A 25679-nucleotide genomic window follows, 5' to 3' on the forward strand; every position below is an offset into this window, starting at 1 on the left:
TCAGAGCTTCGTCAGAAATCCTGCGAAGGCCATGAGGCCCTCGGGCCAGGGGCCATGACCTGACGCCGTGTTGATATGGCCGGCGGCGCCGGCATTCAGAAGTGACGAACCCCAGTGTGAGGCCAGCGCCTCCGACGCCTCCAACGTGCAATAGGGATCGTCGGTGCTGGCCACGAGTACGGTAGGGCAGGGCAGGACACGCGTCGGATAGGGCCGGAAGTCTGTCGCGATCTCCGGGATGTCGATCACGCTCGCTTCGGCGGGGGGCGCGACCAGGAAAGCCCCCGCGACGCGGCCCGGCCCCGCGACCGCCAGAACATGGGCGGCCGCGATCACCCCCAGCGAATGCGCGACGAGAACCACGGGGCGCTCAGCTTCCGCCACGGCTTCGGCGATCCGCGCGCCCCAGATCGCGAATTCCGGATGCGCCCAATCGGCTTGCTCGATCCGCCGTGCCGACGACAGCTTGGCCTGCCAGCGGCTCTGCCAATGGTCGGGGCCCGAGCCGCCGAGCCCGGGAAGGATAAGAATGTCGGCGTCACGACTTTTCATCGGATTGCACGTGTCGAGTGAGGGAGTAGTGGCGCGCCCGCGCGTCGGGCGAGGCCTAAATGGATCGTCGCCGCAGTGCAAGAGCGCGAGGCAACCTTCGGGCGCAGCCTCCGTTAACGCGTAAACAAGAGGTTTTCATCATGAAACTATCGCGTCCGATCGTGGCTCTCGCGTTGTTAGCAGGGTTGCAGACAGCCACCGCGCTCGCTCAATCCACCCAGGCAACCAGCCCAGGTCAATCCGGAGCCAGCAACACGCTCCCGCAAGCGCCTTCGGGCGGCGCCGTCGGGGGAATGTCGGGCGGCGCGGCTGCAGGTGGCGCAACGCCGAACGGTTCGGCCGCGGGGCAGCCGACCAAAGCCGAGCGGCAGGCCGACAAACAGGCTCAGAAAGCCACGCAGATCTGCAAGGGATGCTGAGCGGCACGCGGTTCAATCACCTGCGGGGGAACGGTTTTCGAGGTTCCGCCGCAACTCGCGCCGTCTCCCGGGGAGCCTTGGCCCCTCGATCAGCCTGACGATGACGCCACGGAGCGTTCGCACGTCCTGCTCGCTGAGGACGCTGCGCTGCAGGATGTTTCGGAGGTTACGGCGCATGATCGGCATCTTCTCTTCGGGTCGGAAGTAGCCGGCCTTGGTCAGTTCCTCTTCCAGGAAGTCGAACAGCGACATCACATCGTTCTTGACGGCCGGCTTGGAATGCTCGACCGGCCCGAACGGGGCGTGATCGCCACGCGCTGCCTTGAACCATTCATAGGCCACAAGCAGCACGGCTTGGGCGAGGTTGAGCGAACCGTAGGCCTGATCGACTGGAAAGGTGATCACCGCGTCGGCCAGCACGACGTCGTCGTTGTCGAGGCCGGTTCGCTCGGGGCCAAATAGAATGCCAACTTTGGCGTCAGGCGCGAGGGCCGAGACATCGTCGCTCATGGCGGCCGACGGGGTCATGATCGGCTTGCCCTGGCCCCGTTCGCGGGCCGTGGTGGCGTAGACACGATGCAGGTCGGCGATGGCGGCTTGCGTCGTGTCGAACACGCGCGCGGTTCCGAGAAGCCCAATGGCCCCCGAGGCCGCCGCTTCCGCCGCACCTTTGTGCGGCTCGACCGGCGGCCAGCCCTCGCGCGGCGCCACGAGGCGCAGGTCGGACAGGCCGAAATTCGCCATGGCGCGCGCCGTCGTGCCGATATTCACGGCGAGTTGCGGTCGCACCAGGATCACGGCCGGGGCGAGCGCCCGCGTTGCATCTGCTTGCGTCATACTCCTCCCGCTCCGCCTTCGGCCCGCCTTGGCGGGTGCTGTCACGGATGCTATGCGGGATCACGGATGGCGGCGCAATCGAGCCGCGCGGAAGAGGTCGCTCATGAACAAGATCAAGGTCGCAAACCCGGTCGTCGAACTCGACGGCGATGAGATGACACGCATCATTTGGCATTACATTCGCGACAAGCTGATCCACCCCTATCTCGATCTCGATCTGAAATACTACGACCTGTCGGTCGAGCATCGCGATGCCACGAGCGACCAGGTGACGGTGGATGCCGCCGAGGCGATCAAGCTTTATGGCGCAGGCGTGAAATGCGCGACCATCACGCCCGACGAGGCGCGCGTAACGGAATTCAACCTGAAGGACATGTGGAAGTCGCCGAACGGCACGATCCGCAACATTCTGGGCGGCGTGATCTTTCGCGAACCGATCATCTGCCAAAACGTACCGCGCCTCGTGCCGGGCTGGACGCAGCCGATCGTGATCGGCCGTCACGCCTATGGCGACCAATACCGCGCGACCGACTTCCTGGTGCCAGGCAAGGGGCGCCTGACGATCAAGTTCGAAGGCGACGACGGCACGGTGATCGAGCGGGAAGTGTTCAAGTTCCCCGGCGCGGGCGTGTCCCTCTCCATGTACAACCTGGACGACTCGATCCGTGACTTCGCGCGCGCGTCGTTGAACTACGGCCTCAACCGAAGATTCCCGGTCTATCTGTCGACGAAGAACACTATTCTCAAGAAATACGACGGCCGCTTCAAGGACATCTTCCAGGAGGTCTATGAGGCCGAATTCAAGTCGAAGTTCCTGACGCTCGGCATCACCTACGAGCATCGGTTGATCGACGACATGGTGGCCTCGGCCCTGAAATGGTCGGGCGGCTACGTCTGGGCCTGCAAGAACTACGACGGCGACGTGCAGTCCGACACGGTGGCGCAGGGCTTCGGTTCACTCGGGCTTATGACCTCGGTGCTGATGACGCCCGACGGCAAGACCGTTGAGGCCGAAGCCGCGCATGGCACCGTCACGCGCCACTATCGCGAGCACCAGAAGGGTAAGGAGACATCAACCAACTCGATCGCCTCGATCTTCGCCTGGACGCGTGGCCTCTCCCACCGGGCCAAGCTCGACGGCAATGCGGAACTGGAGCGGTTCGCCACGACACTCGAGAAGGTCTGCGTCGATACGGTCGAAGCGGGCTTCATGACCAAGGATCTGGCCCTGCTCGTCGGATCCGACCAGAAGTGGCTCTCGACGACCGGATTCCTCGATAAAATCGACGCGAACCTGAAGGTTGCGATGGCGTCGTAACGGATGGCAGGCGCAAGTCGCGCCTGCCCCCTAGCTTACGTCATCACGAACTGAGGGCAATCCAGCCCAACTCTAGGCTGGATTGCCGCGACGGCTTCGCGGCCTCGCAAAGGCGGCTGAGTCCGTCCTCTCAGACGACCAGCACGTTCTGGAACTGCCACGGATCATCCCGATCGAGATCTTCCGGGAACAGCACGCCGCGATGATCCAGGGGCGTCCACTCCGTGTATTTGCCGACGACCGGGCCGAGATACGGCATCTGCACTTCCAGGCAGCGGCGGAAATCCATTTCGTCGGCTTCGACGATACCCGCGGTCGGGTTCTCGATCGCCCAGACGACGCCGGCGAGAACCGCCGAGGTCACCTGGAGGCCCGTGGCATTCTGATAGGGCGCGATGCGCCGGGTTTCCTCGATCGAAAGTTGCGAACCGTACCAATAAGCGTTTTTGGCGTGGCCGTAGAGCAGAACGCCGAGTTCGTCGATTCCGTCGAGGATCTCGGTTTCGGTCAGGATGTGCCAGGTCTCCTGCCGCTGCCACGCGTTTCCGGCCATCTCGTGCAACGACAGCACGGCGTCGTCAGCGGGGTGATAGGCATAATGGCAGGTCGGGCGGTACACGGGCCTCCCGTTCTCGGTGACCGTGTAATAGTCGGCGATCGAGATCGCCTCGTTGTGGGTCACCAGGAAGCCGTGCTGTGGACCGGCGGTCGGGGTCCAGGAGCGGACGCGCGTACCGGCGCCGGGCTGCATCAGGTAGATGGCGCAATCCGGCCCGAAATCATGGTGCTTGCCGAGCGGCGGAAGCTGCTTTTCATGCGTGCCCCAGCCGAGTTCGGCCGGCTGCAGACCCTCCGACACGAAGCCTTCGACCGACCAGGTGTTGACGAACACACCCTTCGGTTTCGGGGTCTTGGCCCGCTGCGTGTCGCGCTCGGCGATATGGATGCCCTTCACGCCGAGCGTCTGAGCGAGCCGGCCCCAATCCTCGCGCGTGGTCGGCTCGGATGCGACGGGGTGACCGGTATCGCGCGCGATGTCGAGGAGCGCTTGCTTGACGAACCAGGACACCATGCCGGGGTTGGCGCCGCAGGTCGTCACCGCCGTCGGGCCGCCGGGAGAGGCCCGACGCAGGTCCATCATGGATTCGCGCAAAGCATAGTTCGAGCGCTGCGAAACGGTCAGCCGTGTATCGGTGTAGAAGCCCGGCCAGGGCTCGACGACCGTATCGATGTAGAGCGCGCCGAGCTCCTTGCAGAGCTGCACCATGGCGACCGAGGAGACATCAACCGAAAGGTTGATGACGAGGCCCTTTTCGCCGTTGGCGGTCAGCAGCGGCTTCAGGACGTCGACATAGTTTTCCTTGGTGAGACCCACATGCAGGAACGCGATGCCCCGCTCGTCGAGCAACGCCCGGTCGCTGTCGTCTGGCGCAATGACGGTGAACTTCGCCTTGTCGTGCGCGATGTGGCGTTCGATCAAGGGCAGGGTCCCGCGGCCGATGGACCCAAAGCCGACCAAAACGATCGGGCCGTCGAAACGGGCATGCTGGGTCCATTCAGGCATCAAGTGTCTCCGGTCAAATGAGTGTGTCGAGGCGGGTTAGCCTCAACATCTCTCCAGGGTCAAGGGTCGGAGGATCAAGACAGAGTTTCAAGAGGGCTTTGTGACAGTCGAGGTCAGGCGGCGTTCCTCTCGTCGGTTGTGTCCCCGGCTCGCCTTTGTGTCGGCATCTCTCTAAGAGAGGCAGCGTTGGGCCGGTCGACGGCACAGGCGGGAGGAGAGCATGGCGGCCGACGAATTCAAGCCCATGGAAGCGTTCGACTCGCCCGACGCCGCTGTCGATCGCCTGATCGATCTGCATCGTCAGGCTACGCAAGCCCTTCGCGTGGCGCTCGCCCGCTTCATGGAACACGGCACACCACCGGACTCTTCGGAGCGCCTGCAGTTCCGCTACCCTGAACTTCGCCTGACCTATACCCCGCGTGGGCCGATGCCACGGCTCAAACGCGCCACTGCCAAGTTCCAGGGCCCTGGAACCTACGCCACGACCATAACGCAGCCCCAGCATTTCCAGATTTACCTGCGGGAGCAGCTTCATCTGCTGGTGCGCGACTTCGATGCGAGCATTGAAGTCGGACCGAGCCTTCAGGAGATTCCGTACCCCTATGTGGTCGAACCCGGCACGGCATCCGGCCTTGCCGGCACCACGCCGGCGGATCTCGCCCGCTTCTTCCCGACGCCGCGACTATCAGATGTCGGCGACGAAATCGCCGATGGCCTCTGGGTCGCCGATCCGCAGGATCCGGCGCGGCCCTTGGCGCTCTTCGATGCGGCACGGATCGACTATTCGCTGCGTCGCCTTGTGCACTATTGCGGCTCAAGCTGGCAGACAATCCAGCCCTGGATCCTGCTGACCAATTATCATCGATATGTTGATCAGTTCGTACGCGTGGGCCTCGACCTGCTGAAAGCCGAAAACGGCACCTATGATCGCTTGGTGCTGCCGGGAGGCGTCACGGTCGAGCGCGCGGAAGCGGCCGATGCGGATCCGGCGGCCGTGATCGCGGCCTCCCCTTGGCATCGTTCGCAGATGCCGGCCTACCATCTCGTCGGGCGCGACGAGACCGGAGAACAGAACGGCACGACGCTGGTCAATATCGGCGTGGGACCGTCAAACGCGAAGACGATCACGGACCACCTCGCGGTGCTGCGCCCGCATTGCTGGTTGATGGTGGGCCATTGCGGCGGGCTGCGGCAATCGCAAACCATCGGCGACTACGTCTTAGCGCATGCCTATCTGCGTCGGGACAGGATCCTCGACGATCTGGTCCCGACCGACGTTCCGGTGCCGGCGCTTGCGGAGGTGCAACTCGCATTGCAGAGAGCCGCCGCCTCCGTCACGGGCGAGGAGCCCGAAGCGCTAAAGCAGCGGCTCAGGACCGGGACGGTCGTCAGCTATGATGACAGGAACTGGGAGTTGCGCTTTTCACAGGAGCGACGGCACATCAACCTGTCGCGGTCGATCGCGGTCGACATGGAAAGCGGCTGTGTCGCTGCACAAGGATACCGACTGCGGGTGCCTTACGGCACGTTGCTGTGCGTGTCCGACAAGCCGTTGCACGGTGAGATCAAATTGCCTGGCGCCGCCAACGCTTTCTATGAGCGTGCTGTCAGCGAGCACCTGTTGATCGGGCTCGCCGCCCTCGATGTCCTGCGTCAAGATAGGTCGGGCCTGCATTCACGCAAATTACGCAGTTTCGATGAACCGCCGTTTCGATGACGATCCCGGCGTGGAGCCGGGATCGTAGAGGTCTGCCGAGGTCAGATCGTCGTGTCGTAAACCCGAACGCGCGGGCGGTTGAGGTCGTCGGCGTTCCGCGGCGTCCCGGCGGCCGTCGGTGTCTGAAGGGGACGCTCCGGCACCGCCGACGGCGTCAAGGAGGGAGCGGTGTCGCCCGAATAGGTGCCGGTCCATCCCGTGTCGCGCCAATCCTTGACCCTGCTGTCGAGATCGACGGTTCCTTCGTCATCGAGGATGTCGGTGATCTGCGCGGCCTGCGTGTCGTCGCCCCGCACGGTCACAAGGGTGCCTCCACGATTGATCCCCTCGGCATAAGCATGCGCGTCTTCGTGGCTCACCCCGGCGTCCGTCAGGGCGCCGACGATGCCGCCGGCTGCCGCACCGACACCGGCACCGACCAGGGTCGCCGCAAGCCAACCTGCCGCGACGACGGGCCCAAGCCCTGGAATCGCCAGCAAGCCAAGACCCGCGAGAAGTCCCGCGCCACCGCCGAGCACCGTCCCGAGCGATGCGCCTGTCGCGGTGCCCGTATGCTGATCCGAGATGTAATCCTTGTGCGCGGCATCGTTCGATACGATGCTGATGCGATCATGTTGCACGCCGGCCGCTTCCAACCGGGTCACTGCGTTCGAAGCCGCCGCATAGGTGTCGAACAATGCCGTAAAGGTCTGGGTCGTCATAAGACTCTCCTCAAGTTATGGGTCTGGAAGGCAAGTTGATGAGGTCAACGCTGGCTATTGAGCCGCGATGTTGCCCTTGTAGTCGAAGCCGACTTGAACTGGCTGACCGTCGCGCGTGGCCTTCCCGCGCCAGATTCCCTGATCATCCTTGTGAAGATCGGAGACGGCCATGAGCCCCGCACCTTCCAAACGGGCTCGCGTCTGGCCTTCCGTGAAGCTATTGGCGCCCTTCTCGAGAGCCGATGCCGGTACGATCGTCGCGGTTCCGGATGCGTTGACGGCCGAGGGGGCGTTGCCCTTCGAGTTGACGGCAGCGTTCGAAGAGCCCGTCATGGCATTGGGGTCCGTCGGCTTGCCGGAATTGTCCTGAGCCAATGCCGTGCCTGTCAGCAGGGCAGATGCTGCCAAAGCAATGAGCATATTGCGCATAAAGGCCTCCTTTTGTGTGCCTCATTCAATGGAAGACCCGTGGATTGGTTCCCGTTCGGCTGCTTCGATGACGTACTCTTAAGACTGCGGCGACGCCCGGTGGGTCGACATGGGGCTTCAAAGCGAAGCCCTGTTCCCAGCCCCTGCTGCGAGGTGAAACGTGCCAAGCTGACGTCGGATTTGCTGCACGGCGTTCTACAACTTGCACGCGAACCTCGATGCGAGGGCGTTGACCCCTGCCCAGCTTGTCGTCATGACTTTCGTCGACGATCCGGCATTCATCCAGCCGGACGCAGCTTTCGTCCTCCAGCTCGAAGGTCGTGCATGACGCCTGTTTCCGGACTGACGCCCAATAGTTTTGCCTACGAGCAACAGCCCTTGGTCAAGCCGACGGGCTTCCGCGAATATGACGCGCGCTGGTTGTTCGGCTCCGAGCTCAACCTGATGGGCGTGCAGGCGCTCGGGGTCGGGCTCGGGACCTTGCTGCACGAGATGGGCGTGCCGCCCGAGGTGGTGACCGGCCACGATTTCCGGGCCTATTCGTCGTCGATCAAATACGCCCTGGTGTGCGGCCTGATGGCCGCGGGTGTGAAGGTCCACGATATTGGCATGGCACTTTCGCCCATGGCCTATTTCGCCCAGTTCGCGCTCGATGTGCCGGCTGTGGCCATGGTCACGGCTTCGCACAATGACAATGGCTGGACCGGGGTGAAGATGGGGGCACAGCGCCCCGTCACCTTCGGGCCGGACGAGATGGGGCGGTTGAAGTCGATCGTCCTTGAAGGGCGCGGACGCACCGCACCGGGTGGCAGCTACCACTACGTCGAGAATTTCGCCGACCTCTATGCCGCCGATCTGACCAACCGCCCGAAGCTCACCCGCAAGCTGAAGGTCGTGGCGGCCTGCGGCAACGGCACGGCGGGCGCCTTCGCGCCGCGCATCCTCGAAGCCCTCGGCTGTGAGGTTGTGCCGCTCGACGTCGAAGCGGATTTCAACTTCCCGCGCTACAACCCGAACCCTGAGGACCTCCACATGCTGGAGGCGATGGCCGAGGCGGTGCGGCAGACCGGCGCCGATGTCGGGCTCGGATTCGATGGCGACGGCGATCGCTGCGGTGTGGTGGACAATGAGGGCCACGAGATCTTCGCTGACAAGATCGGGGTCATGCTGGCCCGCGACCTGTCGAAGCTCTATCCCGGTTCAACCTTCGTGGTGGACGTGAAATCGACGGGCCTCTTCGCGACCGACCCCGTGCTGAACCAGCAAGGCGTCAAGGCCGACTACTGGAAGACCGGCCATTCCTACATCAAACGGCGCGTGTCGGACTTGAAGGCGCTCGCCGGTTTTGAGAAATCCGGCCACTTCTTCTTCAACACGCCGGTCGGCCGCGGCTATGACGATGGCCTGCTCACGGCTATCCACGTGCTCGACATGCTGGACCGGAATCCGACGAAGAGCATGGCGGACCTCTATCGCGACATGCCCAAGACCTGGGGCTCGCCCACCATGTCGCCCCATTGCGCCGACGAGGTGAAATATGGCGTGGTCGATCGCGTCGTGGCCCGCATTAAAACCATGGCGGCCGACGGCGCGGAGTTCGCCGGGCAGCCGATCCGGGACCTCAACACCGTCAACGGCATCAGGGTCACGGCTGCCGATGGCACCTGGGGCCTCGTCCGGGCCTCGTCGAACAAGCCCGAACTCGTGGTGGTGGTCGAGAGCCCGGTGTCCGAGGCCCGGATGCGGGCGATGTTCGCGGCCGTCGATAGCGTGATGCGCGAAGGCGGCGAGGTGGGCGCCTACAACCAGACGATCTGACGCTCGAACCGGTCCGGTTCAGGCCTCGACCATCCAAGGATCGGGGCCGCCGCCCAGGACGTCTTTGAGAAGCGGATACAGGGCAGGGTTGGCCGCGAGCACGCCGCTTCCCGCAAGGATATCGGGACCGGCCGGGTAGTCGGCCTGCAGGCCGCCCGCTTCCTTGATCAGCGCAAGGCCCGCGACCGCATCCCAGGGCCACATGTGCCGTTCGAAATAGGCGTCGATCCGGCCGGCCGCCACATAGGCAAGCATCAGCGCACCGGCGCCGAGTTGGCGAAAATTCAGGCCCGTGGCCAGCAACGCCTGCGTGTCGCCCGCAAATCGCGCGGCGCCGATCCGCGCATTGTAGCCCAGCGCGATGATGCCGTTGCCTGGGTCGGCGACCGAGCTGACCTCAACGGCACGGCCGTTGACACGGGTGCCCTGGCTTTCGAAGCCCTCGAATATTTCGTCGCGGAGCGGATCGTAGATCACGCCGCCCACGATGGTGTCATCCACGACGAGACCGATCGAAACGCACCAATTGTGCGTGCCTTTCAGAAAATTGGTGGTGCCGTCGAGTGGATCGACGACCCAAACGACCCGCGCACGCGAGGCACCCGATTGGCCGGTTTCCTCTCCGATGAAGCCGTCGTCCGGAAAAGCCTCGCCGAGACAGGTCTTGATGATCGCCTCGGCTTCCCGGTCGGCGCGAGACACGAAATCGTTCAGCCCCTTTTGCTCGACAACGAGGGCACCTCGGTCGGCGTAGAGGAACTTGAGGTGCTCGCCGGCGCGACGCGCGGCATCGGTGGCGACCGCACGGCGGCCAGTCAGGTCTGAGAACATGGGAGAGGTCGTTCCTCGGTGGCGGTGCGGGTCGACGGCAAGGCCTGCGAATCAGGCCGGTAGCCCGTAGCTCTGGAGCGCTTTGCGCAGATCCGCCGGCCCGGTGAAATGGATCGCGGCCATGCCGCTTCGTCGCGCCCCGTCGACATTGTCCTGATTGTCATCGATGAAGACGCAGTCGGACGCCTTCAGACGGTAGCGCTCGCAGAGAAGCGCGAAGATCGGGGCGTGCGGCTTGAGGAGACGCTCGTCCCCTGACACCACGACGCCGTCGAACCAGGCCAGGAACGTAAAGCGCGCAAAACTCTCGCGGTATTTTTCGGTCGAGAAATTCGTGATGGCGTAGACTTTGGTCCCGGCTTGCTTGAGCCGTTCGAGGATCCCCACCGTGCCCTCGATCGTGCGCGGGATCATCTCATGCCAGCGCCGGTCATAGGCTTCGATCTCGGCGCGCCATTCCGGAAATTGGGCGACGAGGGTGCCGACGCCATCGGCCCAGGTTCGCCCGCCATCTTGTTCGAGGTTCCAGGCCGGCGTGCAGATCGTGTCGAGAAACCACTGCATCGCCCCCGGCCGGTTCGGGAAGACGGACGCGTAGAGGTGCTTCGGGTCCCATTCGATCAGCACGTTGCCGATGTCGAATACCACGATGGTCGGAGACGAAGATGCCATGGCGGAACCCGATAGCACACCGTCGCGGACGCGTCTCCTGCCGGAACGGCCCTGGTTCAGTGTTGGCCCGGCATGACCAGCCCGTTGCGCGAGGTGATCTGAGCGGAGGTATCGGCCAGGAACTTGGTGGCGTCGCCGAGCGCGACGGCCGGCTCGCAGCGGGGCGCGCAGGAATAAGATTCGCGATCCATCCCGCGCTGAACCGTGATCGTGCTCTGGCCGGTCCTGACCGTCACGATCGCCTCCGAAAGAGCCTGACCGGTTGGATCGAGGAGGATGATGTTGGTCTCACCGAAACCCTTGCCTGTGACGATCATCAGGCCGGTCTTCTTCATCAGGGTCACGTCCGCGATGCTCGGGTTGCCCACCACCACCGTCTCGACATTGGCAGGAAGCTTGATCAACTTAGCCTTGTCGAGCGAGACGAAGACACGATCGCTTGAGCCGTCTGCCCAGGCAGGTGAAAGGCACCCCAACATCATCGCCAGCGCGATCGCCATGCGGCCCGTGGCGACCAGTTTGGATGATTTCGACTGTTCAGTAACCGGCGACATTACAGGAACCCCGGCGCGTGACCCGGCGCCTCGCGTATTCTTTCGCAAAAGGGTGAATAAGTTCTGACATCGACGAATTTGACCTAATGGCGGCAACCGTGTGCGGCGCGAAACGGAGCGGCTGTCAGGGTCCGCAGGGAAGAAGTGTGCGCAAATAAAGCTAAAGCGGATCGATCCCTTTAGGCTGAAATTTACGCTGAGATCACCACTTCGGCGCTAACCCCCGAAGTCGACGATGGCGTTAATACCCCCGCAATCGGGCCGCCTTAGATTCCGGTCATTCGCAAGAGCGATGGCCTTGTGGATTTGTGCTGTCGGAGAGTGTCATGAAGAATCTTGTTACACGCTTTATCGGAAACGAGTCCGGAGCGACGGCCATCGAATATGGATTGATTGCCGGATTGATCAGCGTCGTCATCATCGCGGCCCTGACCTCGATCGGGACCAAGCTCAATACCAAATTCAACGCCATCTCCAGCGGCCTGAACTAAGCTGACGGAAGCCGGCATCGAGCGGTCGAGATCTCCGAACAATGGCCGGGTTGCGCCCGTGACTTTGGCACAAGGGGGAATGTCACCTTTGAAGACTTGTTGAACTTTGCCTGCCAGGGTGGATCCGCCTGCGCAGGCTCGCGCCATGCGGCAAGGCGGTCCTCGCGAACGGATGCGGTCCCGTGCTCGATCTGCCCACACTCACGTTCTTTCCTCTGCTGATGGCCTATGCGGCCATCTCCGATGTGCTGACCATGACCATCGCGAACCGGCTTTCGGTTTTGCTGGTGGTCGGTTTCGTCGTGCTGGCCCTGCTGGCCGGCCTGCCGGTGGCCGTGATCGGTCTTGATCACCTCGCCTGCGGGGCCGCCGTCCTGCTTCTGACCTTTACGCTCTTTGCATTCGGATGGATTGGCGGCGGAGACGCCAAACTCGCGGCCGCGACGGCCGTGTGGCTGGGCTGGTCGCATCTCGGCGACTACGGGCTTCTCACATCCTTGCTGGGAGCCGGCCTGACACTGCTTATTCTCCAGTTCCGGCGGCTCGCCCTGCCGGAATTCTGCTGCCGGCAGGCATGGCTGATGCGACTTCACGAAAAGCACAATGGAGTGCCTTACGGGGTGGCTCTCGCGGTCGCCGGACTCGTGATCTATCCCGACACCCGCCTGTGGCAAAACGTGATGGGGCTTGTGTGAGGCTTTGGCACACCGTCGAGCATTCCGGCTCCAGTGACTTGTTAACCATGCTTTGACGTTGTTGGCCTAGCTTCGCTGCAGATCCCGTTCGGGGTTCTCGCGAAGTCAATTCTATGAATCCAATCCGCATTGCTGTCCTGGTGCTCGGAGTCGCGGCCGCTGGCGGAGCCTTGATGCTTGCCATGGCACCGAAACCGGCTCCCGTCGTCTCGCAGGCTGCGGCTCCCACCCTGGCCCCCGTTCCGACCGACCAGGTGATGGTTGCGGCCCGGGATCTCCCGCTCGGCAAGATCCTGACGCCGGCGGACCTGTCGTGGCAGGCATGGCCCAAAGAGGCGGTGGCTCCCTTCATGATCCATCGCGACGACAAGGCGATGGCCGATATCGCCGGATCCATCGTTCGCGCCGCATTCTATCCGGGTGAGCCAATCCGCCGGGAACGCCTCATCAAGGGTGCCAATTCGGGATTCCTGTCGGCCGTGCTGCCCAGCGGCAAGCGCGCCGTCGCCATCACCATCGATATGCAGGGGTCGACCTCTGCCGGCGGTTTTGTCCTCCCCAACGATCGGGTCGACGTGCTCCGCACTGTGAAAGCCTCCGCGGCGCCGGGGGCGTCGGAGACCTATGTCACGGAAACATTGCTGACCAACATCCGGGTGCTCGCCATCGGGCAGAGCGTCGAGGACAAGAACGGGCAGACGGTCGTCACAGGTTCGACCGCCACGTTGGAACTCGATCCCGTTCAGGCTGAAACCGTGGTGCTGGCACAGCGCACCGGCCAGCTCTCGTTGACGTTGCGCAGCATGCTCGACGCGGCGCAGACGGGAGATCCGGCCAGGGTTGCCGACGGAAGGACAACTGTGATCCGCTTTGGGGTTGAGGCCGATGGCGCAACGCACTAGGTCCTGTCGCCGCATCGAGCGGATGGGCACGCTTCAAGCTCGCCGCCTAATCCAGGCCGTCGCGGGGCTCAGCCTGTTGGCGTCGCCCTGCGGGCCAGCCATGAGTCAGCCGGTGATCCAGCAAGGACCTGAACAGGCCTCGATCCCGGCGCCGCCCTTCATTCAGATTGATCCGTCCCGGCCGACACGACGGCTGACGATGGCGGTTGGCAAGTCTTCGATCGTCGACCTGCCCGGCGAGGCGTCGGAGATTTTCATCGGCAACCCAGCCGTCGCCAATGCCGTGGTGCGCTCGGCCCACAAGATGTTCATCATGGGCGTCGCGAATGGTCAGACCACGATTTTCGCGCTCGACAAGGCCGGGCACCAGATCGCGACTCTTGAACTCACGGTGGGCCGCGACACGAGCGAGCTCAGCGCCATCTATCGGACGGCGCTGCCGGGCAACGACATTCGGGTCCAGACCGTCGACGACACCATCATTCTGACCGGAGAAGTGCAGTCAGCCGTGGATGCGCAGAAGGCGCAGGATATCGCCAATGCCTTCGTGAACTACACGGCCGTTGGCGGCGGCTCGGCTTCGAGCGGCAGTGGAAGTGGCAGCAGCGTCTCCTTCGGCAGCACGCAGGTGGTCAGCGGCAAGCTGATCAACGCCCTCGTGATCCGCGAGCGCGACCAGGTGATGCTGAAAGTCCAGGTAGTCGAGGTCCAGCGCGCGGTGCTGAAGCAACTGGGCGTGTCGATCACCGGAAATTGGTCGAATGCCGGACAGAAGTTCATAAGCAGCCAGCAGCCAAGTCTTAGCCCTCTCTTCAATCAAGGTGGGGCTGAATTGATGAAGGCGGGTCACCTCAATTCGACGATCGATGCTTTTGAGCGGAACGGCGTCGCCCACGTCCTGGCGGAGCCGACCGTGACGGCGATCTCCGGCGAAAGTGCCAAGTTCACAGCGGGTGGCAGCATTCCGGTGGCGAACAGCAGCACCATCGACACGACCACGGGCAAGTGCACCGTCACGACAACGCTGCAAAACTACGGCGTCACGCTCAATTTCACCCCCACGGTTTTGTCGGAAGGGCGTATCTCTCTCCACCTCGCGACAGAAGTGACCGAGCCCGACGGCACGCATGTGGTTCAAAGCGCCTGTTCCAATCAGGTCGGTTTCCGCACGCGCACCCATGAGACGACGGTCGAGCTTCCTTCCGGCGGCTCGATCGTCACCGCCGGATTGATCCAGCAGTCGAGCAAACAGGCGATCGCCGGCATTCCGGGGCTGATGAACCTGCCGATCCTCGGGACTCTGTTCCGCTCACGCGATTACCAGCGCGACGAGTCCGAACTGATGATCGTCGTCACGCCCTATATCGCCAAGACCCTGCGAGCCGATCAGGTCACGCGGCCGGACGACGGCCTCGCCGACGCCACCGACCCGCAGGCGTGGTTCCTGGGCCGGATCAATCGCATCTATTCGACAGCCGACAACCCCGAACTCATCCGCAATTTCCGCGGGCGCGTCGGCTTCATTACCGATTGATGCCCATGACCGCTCCGATCGAGATCGCACCCATGTCGGCTCCCGCTTCCCTCCGGGGTTCTGCTGTCGCGCGCCCGCTGGCGCTACTCCTGGTGTTGGCCGGGACTTTGGCGTCCGCGGGCTGCTCCAGTCCGGTCGACCGGGCGGTCGCCACGATGCCGGTCTCGGAGGATTATCGCCTCCGCCATCCTGTCGTGCTCGCCAATGCGCCGCAGCGCCTCGACATTTTCTTCGTCGGCCCCACCGGTCAACTGGATGTGCCTCAGGCGCGCCAGCTCGAAGCTTTTGCGCGGAGCTATTTGGCTGAGGGGCAAAGCGGCCTGCAGATCGCGATCCCGGAGGGGGCGGTCGACCATGCGGCGGCGGAGCGGACGTTGACGGCGGTCCGCCGGGCGCTGTTACAGATCGGCGTCAAGGGTCGCGTGAGCCTCTCGGCCTACCCTGTGCGGGATCCTGCCATCGCGTCGCCGCTGCACCTCTCCTACGCCGCGTTGCAAGCACGTCCCACCACGCGTTGCGGGGAGTGGCCTGACGATCTCGGGTCAGGGGCGACGCTCGCGACATGGAACAACAGCAGCTACTACAATTTCGGCTGCGCCAACCAGCAGACGCTCGCGGCCCAGATCGCCGATCCTCGTGACCTCGTGAAGCCGCGGGCTCTCGACCCAACGGATGTGCAATTGAGGACGCGGGCCATCCAATCGCTCCGTGGAACTTCGACGGTCACGGGTGTGGACCCCAGTACGATCTGGACCAACAACCCGATCCCGATCGGGCCGGCTGGGCAATTCTGATGCGCGGCGCTTCCACCGACACACCGCAGGAGGCCGCGTCCGAGCGGCTGAATCAGATTGCGGCCGTGCCGCGCATTTCGATTCAGGCCTTTTGCGAGACAGCCGACATGGCGGCTTTGGTGCACGAGGCTGCTGGCGAGCGCCGCATGTCCAGAGCGCACGTCAAGGTCCACACGGGGGGCGCCGCCGCGGCGGCCGAAGCCTACCGCGAAGCGCCCACTCCGAACCTCATCGTGATCGAAAGCAGTGCCGAACGATCGGAGCTTCTCGGCTTTCTGGAATCCCTCGCCGAATGCTGCGACGCCGGCACCAAGGTGATGATCGTCGGCCATCTCAACGACATCGTGCTGTATCGGGAATTGATGGCGCGCGGGGTGAGCGACTATCTCGTCGCCCCGATCCAGGTGCTCGATCTTGTTCGGGCGATCTCTCACTTGTACACGCATCCGACGGCGGCACCGGTCGGTCGGGTCATTGCGGTCGTCGGCTGTAAAGGGGGATGTGGAGCGTCCACGGTCGCGCACAACATGGCCTGGGCGATTTCACGCGAGCTCGACGTCGCGACCGTGATCGTCGACCTCGATCTTGCCTTCGGCACCGCCAGCCTCAATTTCAACCAGGACCCGCCACAGAGCATCGCCGACGCGATCTTCGCGCCCGACCGGCTCGACAGCAATCTCGTCGATCGCCTTCTGTCCAAATGCACCGACCGGCTCAGCCTGCTCTCGGCACCGGCCTCGCTGGACCAGTTGTACGATCTACAAGACACCGCGTTCGACGGCCTGTTCGACATTCTGCGCGGCTCCGTGCCCTGCGTGGTCCTCGATGTGCCGCATCAATGGACGGCCTGGGCCCGTCGTGCGCTGACTGCCGCGGACGACGTGGTGCTGGTCGCGGCGCCCGATCTCGCCAATCTGCGCAATGCCAAAAATATGGTCGACCTGTTGCGAGCGGCCCGCTCACATGATGCACCTCCTCGACTTGTGATGAACGGGGTTGGCATGTTGAAGCGGCCCGAGATCGCGGTCGCGGATTTTGCCAAGGCTGTGGAGTTGCAGCCTCTCGCCACGATCCCGTTTGAAGCCAAGCTGTTCGGCACGGCCGCCAACAACGGCCAGATGATCGGCGAAGTCGAGGCCGGCCACAAGATCGCCGGCACCTTCGTGGATCTGGCCCGCAGGATCTCGGGTCGGATCGAGGCCCGAAAAGCCAAGCGAAAGTTACTGTCGCCCTTCATGAGCAAACTCTACGGAAAATACGCCTCGTGACGTCTCGACCCCGACAAACACGCGCCTTGACGTCGGCAACGGAGCGATAGGCGACAATGTTTGGGAAACGCGCTCTCGGTCCTTCCGCCCCGGCTGCCGTTCAGCCGATAAATACTTCGCCAAAGGCGCCGGTCGAACGCCTGACCGCGAAGTCGACTCCGCGCCCGGCATCGACAAGCGCCGAGCCGATTGTCTCGACCGAACCCGTGCGCTCGGCTGACTATTATCAGACCAAGAGCATGATCTTTTCGGCTTTGCTCGAAGCGATCGACCTCTCTCAATTGACAAGCCTCGACGTTGACAGCGCGCGCGAGGAAATCCGCGACATCGTCAACGAGATCATCGCGATCAAAAACCTGGTTCTGTCGATCGCCGAGCAGGAAGACTATCTCGACGATATCTGTAACGACGTTCTCGGCTACGGGCCTCTCGACCCGTTGCTGGCCCGCGACGACATCGCCGACATCATGGTGAATGGCGCCATGCGGACCTACATCGAGGTCAAGGGGAAGATCCAGCTGACCAATGTACGGTTCCGCGACAACGCGCAACTGATGAACATTTGCCAGCGCATCGTCAGCCAGATCGGACGACGCGTGGATGAATCCTCACCCATCTGCGACGCTCGTCTGATGGACGGCTCCCGCGTCAATGTCATCGCTCCACCCCTCGCAATCGACGGGCCGGCGCTGACGATCCGCAAATTCAAGAAGGATAAGCTGACCCTCGATCAATTGACCAAGTTCGGCGCGATTTCGCCGCAGGGTGCCGAGATTCTGAAGATCATCGGCCGTGTCCGCTGCAATGTGCTGATCTCAGGCGGCACCGGATCTGGCAAGACGACGCTGCTCAATTGTGTGACGAACTACATCGACCACGATGAGCGCGTGATCACCTGTGAGGACGCGGCCGAACTGCAGCTTCAGCAGCCCCATGTCGTACGACTCGAGACGCGGCCGCCGAACCTTGAAGGCACCGGCTCGGTCACGATGCGCGACCTTGTCAAGAATTGCCTGCGCATGCGTCCCGAGCGGATCATCGTCGGCGAGGTGCGTGGTCCTGAAGCATTCGATCTTCTGCAAGCCATGAACACCGGTCACGATGGCTCAATGGGGACCCTCCACGCGAACTCGCCCCGCGAAGCGCTGAGCCGCCTTGAGTCGATGATCACCATGGGCGGCTTTTCGCTGCCGTCCCGGACCATCCGCGAAATGATCGTCACCTCGGTCGACATCGTGATTCAAGCGGCACGCCTGCGCGACGGGTCACGTCGCATCACTCACATCACCGAGGTGATGGGCATGGAAGGCGACGTGATCACGACCCAGGACCTTCTCCTCTACGACATCGTCGGCGAGGATGCGCAAGGCAACGTCAAAGGGGTGCACCGATCGACCGGTATTGGCCGCCCGCGCTTCTGGGAGCGCGCCCGATACTATGGCGAGGAGCAGCGCCTTGCGGCTGCGCTCGATCATTTCGAGACCGCTTAGAAGACCGCAATTCACGTCATCTGCCGCAGAGCGGAAAGCTGGTGTTTACCGTGATGGCCTAGAATCACATCAATTGTTGACTGTGCGAGATGCAAAGGGCTCATGGATCAGCAAGTCCTGATAAGCGTCACGCTCGGCTGCGTCGCCACGATTGCAATGGTCCTCGTCGCGTTCCCGGGATTGTTCTCCGAGTCGAAGGCGGAGCAGCGGCAAAAAACGATCCAGGCGCGCCCCATACGGCAGTCGGCGCATGAGTTGCGGGATCCCAACGCGCGCCGAAAGCAGGTCAGCGACAGCCTGAAGGACCTCGAGAACCGCACTGCCGCCAAGTCGCTCACCCTGGAGACCCGCATCGCCCAGGCAGGTCTGGAGTGGACCCGGCAGCGTTACTGGATCATTTCGGGACTGCTCGGTCTGGCACTTGGTGGCGCCGCAATGGTCATCAACGGCTCTCCGCTGATCGCGGCCGCGAGTGCGGCGAGCGGGGCTTTCGGTCTTCCCCGATGGGTTCTTTCCTACCTCCGCGACAAGCGGTTCAAGCAATTCCGTCTCGCCTTCCCGGACGCGCTCGACATGATCACCCGCGGTGTCAAGGCCGGCCTGCCGCTGGGTGACTGCCTGCGCATGATCGCGCGCGAAGCCGCGGAGCCCGTGCGCTCCGAGTTTCGTCACATCATCCAGGCGCAAGGTATCGGATTGGGGGTTGGTGAGGCGACTGACCGCATGGCGGAACGGATCCCTATTCCAGAGACCAATTTCTTTACCCTCGTGATCAACATCCAGCAGAAGTCCGGCGGCAACCTGTCGGAAGCCATGGGGAACCTGTCCCGCGTCTTGCGCGAACGTAAGAAGATGGAGGGCAAGATCAAAGCAATGTCTTCGGAGGCGAAGGCTTCGGCGGGCATCATCGGGTCGCTCCCCATCGTGGTCGGTGGCTTGGTTTGGGTCACCTCACCGCAATATATCTCGCTGCTATGGACGACCGACACCGGGCGAATGGTGATGGTGGGCTCGGCGTGCTGGATGAGCCTCGGCATCTTCATCATCAAGAAAATGGTCAGTTTCGACTTCTAGGGACCTTTTTGCGGGGGGCCACGCAAGCCCGGTCAAAGATTGAAGCTGAGGGCGCGCAAAGCGGAAGAATTTTTGCTGACGGGTCCAGAGGAGCTGGCAAGGCATCCATGTTCGAACATCTGTCCCAACGCCTGGGCGACACGCAATTCTTGTTCTCGCTTCTCGTCGCAGTGGCTGCCATGGCGACGGTGTTGACGGTCGCGATGCCGCTCTTGTCGCCGGCCGATCACTTGAACAGGCGGATGAAGGCGATCGCCACCGAGCGTGGCCGGATCCGTGCCCGCGAACGGACTCGCCTTGCATCCGAGAAGAAGGGGCTCCGGGAGAAGCCCAAGGCTTATATGCTGCGGGTCGTCGAACACCTGAACCTGCGCAAGTGGGTCGGCACCGACACGGCGCCCGCCCAACTGGCTGCCGCGGGGTTCCGTGGCAACAAGGCCGAGATCGCGTTCCTGTTCTTCAAACTGGTTGCGCCGCTCCTCTTGATGGGGCTGACGTCGTTCTATCTTTTCGTCCTATCGAGCTCGGACTGGCCGGTCATCAACCGGATCGCGGGCGTGTTGTTCGCGACCTATCTTGGCATCAAGGCGCCGGACATCTTCTTGTCCAATGCCACGCAGAAGCGGCGTGCGTCGATCAAGCGCGCCTTCCCCAACACGCTCGATCTCCTGCTGATCTGCGTCGAGTCCGGCATGTCGATCGAGCATGCGATCCGCAAGGTCGGCAAGGAAATCGGTTCCGAATCGGTGGCCATGGCCGAGGAACTGTCCTTGACGGCCGCCGAGCTGTCCTACCTCTCGGATCGCCGCCAGGCCTACGAGAATCTCGGAACCCGCACGGGAACCGAACACATCAAGGCGGTCACGTCCGCCTTGATGCAAGCCGAGCAATACGGCACGCCGATGGGTACGGCGTTGCGGGTTCTCGCGCAGGAAAGTCGCGACGCCCGCATGATGGAAGCGGAAAAGAAGGCCGCGTCCCTGCCGCCGAAATTGACCGTGCCGATGATCCTGTTCTTCCTGCCGGTCCTGTTCGCCATCATTGGCACGCCGGCTATCATTCAGGTGATGGCACTGTCGAAGTAGGCGGAAGAGATCGGGCCCGGACCGACTTGCCATCCGAGTGGATCGTTTGGCTTCTGCGAGGGGCAATCCAGCTTGGTGCCGAGGCCGACCTGGCGACCGGGCCGGCGGTCGAACCAAGGCCCTCGGATTAAGCCGCGCGAATTCGATCCCGTTCGCTCTCCTTAATGCCGGAAGTGGCGGTATCCCGTGAACACCATGGCGAGCCCGGCGTCGTCGGCGGCCCGCACGACTTCATCGTCGCGCATCGAGCCGCCTGGCTGGATCACGGCCGTGGCGCCAGCCTCGATGGCGGCCTGGAGCCCATCCGCGAATGGAAAGAAGGCGTCCGATGCGAGGACCGAGCCTTCCGTCAGCCGCTCATCGATGCCAGCCGCCCGAGCGGCATCGGCGGCTTTCAACACGGCGATGCGAGCTGCGTCCACACGGCTCATCTGTCCCGCTCCGATGCCGACCGTTGCGCCGTCCTTCGCGAAAACGATCGCGTTCGACTTCACGTGTTTGGCGACCCGGAAAGCGAATTTCAGATCGGCGAGTTCGCGCTCGGTCGGTGCTCGCTTGGTCACGACCTGAAGGGACATCGCGGCGACATCGGCCCCGTCGCGGTCCTGTGCCAGGAAGCCGCCTGCGACCGTCCGCAGAACGGTACCGGGGGCGTGCGGATCCGGCAGCGATCCTGTGAGGAGCAGACGGAGGTTCTTTTTGGCCGCGACGATCGCGATTGCGTCCTCGTCGGCGTCTGGCGCCACGATCACTTCTGTGAAGATAGCCGTGATTTCGCGGGCGACGGCGGCATCCATCCGACGGTTCAAGGCCACGATGCCGCCGAAGGCCGAGGTCTGATCACAGCGGTAGGCCTTTGCATAGGCGTCCAGCAGCGAGCCACCGACAGCCACACCGCAGGGATTGGCATGCTTGATGATCGCGACCGCGGCGAAGTCGGCAGGAAACTCCGCCACGAGTTCGATCGCCGCATCCGTGTCGGCGATGTTATTGTAGGAGAGCGCCTTGCCCTGGACCTGTCGCGCCGTCGCGACTCCGGGGCGCCGTTCGCCAGTGCGGTAGAACGCAGCCGCCTGATGCGGATTTTCGCCGTAGCGCAGCACCTCGGCCCGCTCGCCGCCAAGCGCCCGGAACATCGGCATTGTGACGCCGGCCGGCCCCATCATCCAGGTGGAGATCGCCGCATCGTAGGTTGCGGTCCGGGCGAAGGCCTTCTGGGCGAGCCTCAGCCGAGTTTCGGCCGTTGTTGCACCGTCGTTTGCAGCGATCTCATCGAGAACGACCTGGTAGTCTTCCGGATGCACCACGACGGTCACGTCGGCATGATTCTTGGCCGCACCGCGGATCATGGCCGGGCCACCGATGTCGATGTTCTCGATACATTCGGCGAAGGGCGCTTGGCGGGCGACGGTGGCTTCGAAGGGATAAAGATTCACGACCAGCAGGTCGATCGGCGCGATGTCATGCGACAGCATGGCGGCTTCATGGGCAGGGTTCTCGCGGATGGCCAAAAGGCCGCCGTGGACCTTCGGGTGCAGCGTCTTCAACCGCCCATCCATCAACTCAGGGAAGCCGGTCAGATCCGCCACGTCGCGCACCGGAAGGCCCGCCTCCACGAGCGCCCTATGGGTGCCTCCCGTCGAAACAAGTTCGATCCCCGCCCGATGCAGAGCGGCAGCGAAGTCCTGCAACCCCGATTTGTCCGAGACCGACAGGAGGGCACGTTTGATCGGGCGGGGCGACATGGGAACTCGTTTCAAGGCGGGGCGGACCGCGCGGGCCATATCACGAAGGCGATGGCAGGAAAACGCTTGTCAGGGACGCGATGCGACAAAGGCGTCCCAGCGGTGCGATGCGGCACTTAGATCCGCCAGCGTACCTTTCCAAAGGCGCTCCGGCACCTACCATAAGCTGTGCCGCGTCGCACCATAGGCGTGCGGCAAACGTTTCGACGAGGTCGTGCTTCATGCGTGATTGGCAATGAGTTTGCCCAAGTTGCTGGTGCGAGGTGCGTTGGCTTGGTCCACGCGGATAACGGCAGGGCTGTTGGGATTTCTTCTGGCCGGATGCCAGGCGCGGGTTCTCGATCCTCAGGGCCCGGTCGGCGTGGCCGAGCGCATGATCCTGCTCAATGCGCTCGCCATCATGCTGTGCATCGTCGTGCCCCTCATCGTGGCGGTCCTGGGTTTCGCTTGGTGGTTCCGGACCGGGAACCCCAAGGCGCGCCGGCTGCCCGAATGGAGCTTTTCCGGGCAGATCGAGATCGTGACGTGGTCGGTGCCCCTGATGGCCATCATGTTTCTCGGCGGGATCGCTTGGTTCGGCTCACACGAACTCGACCCGGGCAAGCCGCTCTCCAGTGAGAAGAAGCCTCTCGATGTCCAGGTCGTCTCGCTGGACTGGAAATGGCTGTTCATCCTGCCCGATCAGAAAGTTGCGAGCATCAATAGCCTCGTGGTGCCCGTGGGCACGCCGGTGCGGTTCGCTTTGACTTCGGCAAGCGTCATGAACGCGTTCTTCATCCCGAGACTTGGCAGCATGATCTACACGATGAACGGGATGGTCCAGAAGCTGAACCTCCAGGCCGACCATGAGGGGACCTACGACGGGTTGTCGAGCCACTTCAGCGGCGACGGGTTTCCCGGCATGCATTTCACCGTCCGTGCGGTGCCGCAGGCCGAATTCGATGCGTGGGTGGAAGCCGCCCGGGGGTCGGGCCCGGCACTTGACGAAAATGCGTACACGTCTCTTGCCCGCCAAAGCATGAACGTGCCGGCCGCGACCTTCCGCGACGTCGCGGCCGACCTGTTCGACCGGATCGCGACGCAGCAGATCCCGCCCGGTCCGGGACCCGACCAGACCGATCCACAATCGAAAATCTCACCCAAGGCCGGAGGCTGATCGTGCTGGGACGACTGACGCTCGCGGCGATCCCGCTCGACCAGCCGATCCCGCTCATTGCGGCGGCGTTGGTCGGGCTCGTGCTCCTGGCCGTGATGGCCTGGATCGTTTTCGCAGGGCACCTTCCCTATCTTTGGCGGGAGTGGATTACGTCGGTCGATCACAAGCGGGTCGGCATCATGTACACCCTACTCGCGCTCGTCATGCTGTTGCGCGGCTTTTCGGACGCGATCCTCATGCGATCCCAGCAGGCGCTCGCTTACCAAGCGCCTGGCTATCTGCCGCCCGAACACTACGACCAGATCTTCTCGGCGCATGGCACGTTGATGATCTTCTTCGTCGCCATGCCGTTCATGATCGGGCTCATGAATTTCGTGCTGCCGCTGCAGCTTGGGGTGCGGGATGTAGCCTTCCCCACGTTGAACTCCGTGTCGTTCTGGCTGACCGCGACGGGCGCGCTCCTGGTGAATATCTCGTTGGTCGTGGGTGAATTCGCTCGCACCGGGTGGTTGCCCTATCCGCCTTTGTCGGAGACCGCCTACTCGCCCGGTGTGGGCGTGGATTATTACCTGTGGTCGCTGCAGATCTCAGGAGTCGGCACATTGATGTCGGGCATCAATCTCGTCACCACCATCCTGAAGATGCGGGCGCCGGGCATGACCTACCTGCGCATGCCGATGTTCTGCTGGACGGCGCTGGCCTCGAACCTGCTCATCGTCGCGGCTTTTCCCATTCTCACCGCGACCCTCGCGATGCTGATCCTCGACCGCTACCTCGGCTTCCACTTCTTCACGAACGAGGCCGGCGGGAACGTGATGATGTTCAACAATCTCATTTGGGCCTGGGGCCACCCGGAGGTGTACATTCTCATCCTGCCGGCTTTCGGGATCTTTTCCGAGGTGATCTCGACCTTTTCCGAGAAGCCGCTGTTCGGCTACCGCTCAATGGTCATGGCCACGATGGCGATCTGCCTGCTCGCCTTCATGGTCTGGCTTCATCATTTTTTCACCATGGGGGCCGGCGGCGACGTGAATGCCGTGTTCGGCGTCGCCACGATGATCATCGCGGTGCCGACCGGCGTGAAGGTGTTCAACTGGCTCTTCACCATGTATGGCGGGCGTATCCGCCTCGACACGCCGATGCTCTGGGCGATCGGCTTCGTCGTGACCTTCACGATCGGCGGGATGACGGGCGTGATGCTCGCGATCCCTCCGGCCGATTTCGTGTTGCACAACTCGCTGTTTCTTGTGGCGCATTTTCACAATGTGATCATCGGCGGCGTGCTGTTCGGTGGATTTGCCGGCTATACGTTCTGGTTCCCGAAAGCCTTCGGGTTCCGATTGCATGAGGGCTGGGGCAAAGCGGCCTTCTGGTGCTGGATCGTCGGGTTCTATGTCGCGTTCATGCCGCTCTATCTGCTCGGCCTGATGGGCATGACGCGGCGCATGCAGCATTATGACGACCCAACGTGGCATCCTTGGCTGATCGTGGCGGCAGTGGGGGCGGCGATCATTCTCGCCGGGATCATCTGCCAGGTCGTGCAACTCTTCGTCAGCATCCGGCAAAGGGCATCGTTGCGCGACGAAACCGGCGACCCTTGGAACGGGCGTTCCTTGGAGTGGTCGACCGCCTCGCCCCCGCCCGCCTTCAATTTCGCGGTGCTGCCTGAAGTGCACGGCGAGGAACCCTACTGGGGCATCAAACAGCGCGCCCACGAACAGCAGCATCTCGACAATACGCCCGACTACGAACCGATCGATATGCCGCGGAACAGCCCCACGGGCTTCGTCTGCGCCTTCTTCGCGACACTCGTGGGTTTCGCGCTCATTTGGTACATGTGGTGGCTGGCGATCGTCGGCTTGTTGGGCGCCTATGCGACCTTCGTGGTCTTCGCCTGGCGCAATCGGGTTGAGGATGTCATCCCGGCCGAAACCGTCGCCCGCATCGACCAAGCCAATCGTCGTGCGAGAGCGCGAGCCCTGGAAACCCTGGAGGTGGCCTCGTGAGCTCCGCATCCACCTTCGCGGCGCCGG

General features: G+C 63.2%; 24 protein-coding genes. 15 read left to right on the forward strand and 9 right to left on the reverse strand.

From position 1 onward, the window contains the following. Positions 1-552, reverse strand: coding sequence for an RBBP9/YdeN family alpha/beta hydrolase (locus M8523_RS00390; protein ID WP_282582840.1), 552 nt, complete (start codon positions 550-552; stop codon positions 1-3). Positions 553-692: 140 nt separating this feature from the next. On the opposite strand from M8523_RS00390, the gene M8523_RS00395 reads away from it, so the two are divergent. Further along, positions 693-971 carry a hypothetical protein gene (locus M8523_RS00395; protein WP_282582841.1) on the forward strand — a complete coding sequence of 93 codons (279 nt, stop codon included), beginning with the start codon at positions 693-695 and terminating at the stop codon, positions 969-971. Positions 972-983: 12 nt separating this feature from the next. Here the strand turns inward: M8523_RS00395 and M8523_RS00400 are convergent, their stop codons facing one another. After that, complete coding sequence (locus tag M8523_RS00400) at positions 984-1808, reverse strand: RNA methyltransferase (protein ID WP_282582842.1); 825 nt, start codon at positions 1806-1808, stop codon at positions 984-986. Positions 1809-1911: 103 nt separating this feature from the next. Here M8523_RS00400 and M8523_RS00405 point away from each other — a divergent pair, with 103 nt between their 5' ends. Next, positions 1912-3126, forward strand: a complete 1215-nt coding sequence (locus tag M8523_RS00405) for an NADP-dependent isocitrate dehydrogenase (RefSeq protein WP_282582843.1) — start codon at positions 1912-1914, stop codon at positions 3124-3126. A 130-nt stretch (positions 3127-3256) separates the two neighbouring features. On the opposite strand, the gene M8523_RS00410 is transcribed toward M8523_RS00405, so the two are convergent. Then, positions 3257-4690, reverse strand: coding sequence for a homospermidine synthase (locus M8523_RS00410; RefSeq protein WP_282582844.1), 1434 nt, complete (start codon positions 4688-4690; stop codon positions 3257-3259). A gap of 220 nt (positions 4691-4910) precedes the next feature. Between M8523_RS00410 and M8523_RS00415 the strand changes: the two genes are divergently transcribed. Further along, on the forward strand, positions 4911-6407 hold the full coding sequence (locus tag M8523_RS00415) for an AMP nucleosidase (RefSeq protein WP_282582845.1): 1497 nt from the start codon (positions 4911-4913) through the stop codon (positions 6405-6407). A gap of 41 nt (positions 6408-6448) precedes the next feature. On the opposite strand, the gene M8523_RS00420 is transcribed toward M8523_RS00415, so the two are convergent. After that, a complete protein-coding gene (locus M8523_RS00420) occupies positions 6449-7108 on the reverse strand; it encodes a general stress protein (protein ID WP_282582846.1) in 660 nt (219 codons plus the stop codon). A gap of 54 nt (positions 7109-7162) precedes the next feature. Then, on the reverse strand, positions 7163-7537 hold the full coding sequence (locus M8523_RS00425) for a PepSY domain-containing protein (protein WP_282582847.1): 375 nt from the start codon (positions 7535-7537) through the stop codon (positions 7163-7165). 324 nt (positions 7538-7861) lie between these two features. On the opposite strand from M8523_RS00425, the gene M8523_RS00430 reads away from it, so the two are divergent. Continuing rightward, positions 7862-9355, forward strand: coding sequence for a phosphomannomutase/phosphoglucomutase (locus M8523_RS00430; protein WP_282582848.1), 1494 nt, complete (start codon positions 7862-7864; stop codon positions 9353-9355). Positions 9356-9373: 18 nt separating this feature from the next. Here the strand turns inward: M8523_RS00430 and M8523_RS00435 are convergent, their stop codons facing one another. The 3 genes from M8523_RS00435 to M8523_RS00445 are packed head-to-tail and all read right to left on the reverse strand — an operon-like array spanning position 9374 to position 11412. Then, a complete protein-coding gene (locus M8523_RS00435; protein ID WP_282582849.1) occupies positions 9374-10186 on the reverse strand; it encodes an inositol monophosphatase family protein in 813 nt (270 codons plus the stop codon). 51 nt (positions 10187-10237) lie between these two features. After that, complete coding sequence (locus M8523_RS00440) at positions 10238-10858, reverse strand: HAD family hydrolase (protein ID WP_282582850.1); 621 nt, start codon at positions 10856-10858, stop codon at positions 10238-10240. 56 nt (positions 10859-10914) lie between these two features. After that, positions 10915-11412 (reverse strand): pilus assembly protein N-terminal domain-containing protein, encoded by a 498-nt coding sequence (locus tag M8523_RS00445; RefSeq protein ID WP_282582851.1) that lies wholly within the window; start codon positions 11410-11412, stop codon positions 10915-10917. A gap of 326 nt (positions 11413-11738) precedes the next feature. Here M8523_RS00445 and M8523_RS00450 point away from each other — a divergent pair, with 326 nt between their 5' ends. The 9 genes from M8523_RS00450 (at position 11739) to M8523_RS00490 (ending at position 20745) form a co-directional block, all read left to right on the forward strand. After that, positions 11739-11903 carry a Flp family type IVb pilin gene (locus M8523_RS00450; RefSeq protein ID WP_282582852.1) on the forward strand — a complete coding sequence of 55 codons (165 nt, stop codon included), beginning with the start codon at positions 11739-11741 and terminating at the stop codon, positions 11901-11903. A gap of 182 nt (positions 11904-12085) precedes the next feature. Next, positions 12086-12598: an A24 family peptidase gene (locus M8523_RS00455; protein WP_345894206.1), complete on the forward strand. Its 513-nt coding sequence runs from the start codon at positions 12086-12088 to the stop codon at positions 12596-12598. Positions 12599-12711: 113 nt separating this feature from the next. Then, positions 12712-13500 (forward strand): Flp pilus assembly protein CpaB, encoded by a 789-nt coding sequence (gene cpaB / locus M8523_RS00460; RefSeq protein ID WP_282582853.1) that lies wholly within the window; start codon positions 12712-12714, stop codon positions 13498-13500. Between the two features lie 22 nt (positions 13501-13522). Next, entirely contained in the window at positions 13523-15034 is a 1512-nt protein-coding gene (locus tag M8523_RS00465) for a type II and III secretion system protein family protein (protein ID WP_282582854.1), read from the forward strand. Positions 15035-15039: 5 nt separating this feature from the next. Beyond that, positions 15040-15828, forward strand: coding sequence for a CpaD family pilus assembly protein (locus M8523_RS00470; RefSeq protein WP_282582855.1), 789 nt, complete (start codon positions 15040-15042; stop codon positions 15826-15828). Further along, positions 15828-17096, forward strand: coding sequence for a CpaE/TadZ family protein (locus tag M8523_RS00475; RefSeq protein ID WP_282582856.1), 1269 nt, complete (start codon positions 15828-15830; stop codon positions 17094-17096). The genes M8523_RS00470 and M8523_RS00475 overlap by 1 nt, the downstream gene beginning before the upstream one ends. A gap of 56 nt (positions 17097-17152) precedes the next feature. Further along, on the forward strand, positions 17153-18586 hold the full coding sequence (locus M8523_RS00480; protein WP_282582857.1) for a TadA family conjugal transfer-associated ATPase: 1434 nt from the start codon (positions 17153-17155) through the stop codon (positions 18584-18586). A 102-nt stretch (positions 18587-18688) separates the two neighbouring features. Further along, a complete protein-coding gene (locus tag M8523_RS00485) occupies positions 18689-19660 on the forward strand; it encodes a type II secretion system F family protein (protein ID WP_282582858.1) in 972 nt (323 codons plus the stop codon). 107 nt (positions 19661-19767) lie between these two features. After that, on the forward strand, positions 19768-20745 hold the full coding sequence (locus M8523_RS00490) for a type II secretion system F family protein (protein ID WP_282582859.1): 978 nt from the start codon (positions 19768-19770) through the stop codon (positions 20743-20745). Positions 20746-20906: 161 nt separating this feature from the next. Here the strand turns inward: M8523_RS00490 and purH are convergent, their stop codons facing one another. After that, on the reverse strand, positions 20907-22490 hold the full coding sequence (gene purH, locus M8523_RS00495) for a bifunctional phosphoribosylaminoimidazolecarboxamide formyltransferase/IMP cyclohydrolase (RefSeq protein WP_282582860.1): 1584 nt from the start codon (positions 22488-22490) through the stop codon (positions 20907-20909). Positions 22491-22725: 235 nt separating this feature from the next. On the opposite strand from purH, the gene cyoA reads away from it, so the two are divergent. Then, positions 22726-23646 carry a ubiquinol oxidase subunit II gene (gene cyoA, locus M8523_RS00500; RefSeq protein WP_282582861.1) on the forward strand — a complete coding sequence of 307 codons (921 nt, stop codon included), beginning with the start codon at positions 22726-22728 and terminating at the stop codon, positions 23644-23646. Positions 23647-23648: 2 nt separating this feature from the next. After that, positions 23649-25652, forward strand: coding sequence for a cytochrome o ubiquinol oxidase subunit I (cyoB, locus tag M8523_RS00505; protein WP_282582862.1), 2004 nt, complete (start codon positions 23649-23651; stop codon positions 25650-25652). Positions 25653-25679 lie beyond the last annotated feature (27 nt).

Origin of the sequence: Lichenifustis flavocetrariae, from assembly GCF_026130545.1 — a bacterium.
Lineage (GTDB): Bacteria > Pseudomonadota > Alphaproteobacteria > Rhizobiales > Beijerinckiaceae > Lichenihabitans > Lichenihabitans flavocetrariae.

Coding starts and splice junctions, on each gene's coding strand:
- M8523_RS00445 (WP_282582851.1), bottom strand. CDS start 11,412: ATGTCGCCGGTTACTGAACAGTCGAAATCATCCAAACTGGTCGCCACG.
- M8523_RS00425 (WP_282582847.1), bottom strand. CDS start 7,537: ATGCGCAATATGCTCATTGCTTTGGCAGCATCTGCCCTGCTGACAGGC.
- M8523_RS00475 (WP_282582856.1), top strand. CDS start 15,828: ATGCGCGGCGCTTCCACCGACACACCGCAGGAGGCCGCGTCCGAGCGG.
- purH (WP_282582860.1), bottom strand. CDS start 22,490: ATGTCGCCCCGCCCGATCAAACGTGCCCTCCTGTCGGTCTCGGACAAA.
- M8523_RS00430 (WP_282582848.1), top strand. CDS start 7,862: ATGACGCCTGTTTCCGGACTGACGCCCAATAGTTTTGCCTACGAGCAA.
- M8523_RS00410 (WP_282582844.1), bottom strand. CDS start 4,690: ATGCCTGAATGGACCCAGCATGCCCGTTTCGACGGCCCGATCGTTTTG.
- M8523_RS00420 (WP_282582846.1), bottom strand. CDS start 7,108: ATGACGACCCAGACCTTTACGGCATTGTTCGACACCTATGCGGCGGCT.
- M8523_RS00485 (WP_282582858.1), top strand. CDS start 18,689: ATGGATCAGCAAGTCCTGATAAGCGTCACGCTCGGCTGCGTCGCCACG.
- M8523_RS00440 (WP_282582850.1), bottom strand. CDS start 10,858: ATGGCATCTTCGTCTCCGACCATCGTGGTATTCGACATCGGCAACGTG.
- M8523_RS00465 (WP_282582854.1), top strand. CDS start 13,523: ATGGGCACGCTTCAAGCTCGCCGCCTAATCCAGGCCGTCGCGGGGCTC.
- M8523_RS00405 (WP_282582843.1), top strand. CDS start 1,912: ATGAACAAGATCAAGGTCGCAAACCCGGTCGTCGAACTCGACGGCGAT.
- M8523_RS00395 (WP_282582841.1), top strand. CDS start 693: ATGAAACTATCGCGTCCGATCGTGGCTCTCGCGTTGTTAGCAGGGTTG.
- cpaB (WP_282582853.1), top strand. CDS start 12,712: ATGAATCCAATCCGCATTGCTGTCCTGGTGCTCGGAGTCGCGGCCGCT.
- M8523_RS00400 (WP_282582842.1), bottom strand. CDS start 1,808: ATGACGCAAGCAGATGCAACGCGGGCGCTCGCCCCGGCCGTGATCCTG.
- M8523_RS00415 (WP_282582845.1), top strand. CDS start 4,911: ATGGCGGCCGACGAATTCAAGCCCATGGAAGCGTTCGACTCGCCCGAC.
- cyoA (WP_282582861.1), top strand. CDS start 22,726: ATGAGTTTGCCCAAGTTGCTGGTGCGAGGTGCGTTGGCTTGGTCCACG.
- M8523_RS00450 (WP_282582852.1), top strand. CDS start 11,739: ATGAAGAATCTTGTTACACGCTTTATCGGAAACGAGTCCGGAGCGACG.
- M8523_RS00470 (WP_282582855.1), top strand. CDS start 15,040: ATGACCGCTCCGATCGAGATCGCACCCATGTCGGCTCCCGCTTCCCTC.
- M8523_RS00435 (WP_282582849.1), bottom strand. CDS start 10,186: ATGTTCTCAGACCTGACTGGCCGCCGTGCGGTCGCCACCGATGCCGCG.
- M8523_RS00480 (WP_282582857.1), top strand. CDS start 17,153: ATGTTTGGGAAACGCGCTCTCGGTCCTTCCGCCCCGGCTGCCGTTCAG.
- M8523_RS00390 (WP_282582840.1), bottom strand. CDS start 552: ATGAAAAGTCGTGACGCCGACATTCTTATCCTTCCCGGGCTCGGCGGC.
- M8523_RS00490 (WP_282582859.1), top strand. CDS start 19,768: ATGTTCGAACATCTGTCCCAACGCCTGGGCGACACGCAATTCTTGTTC.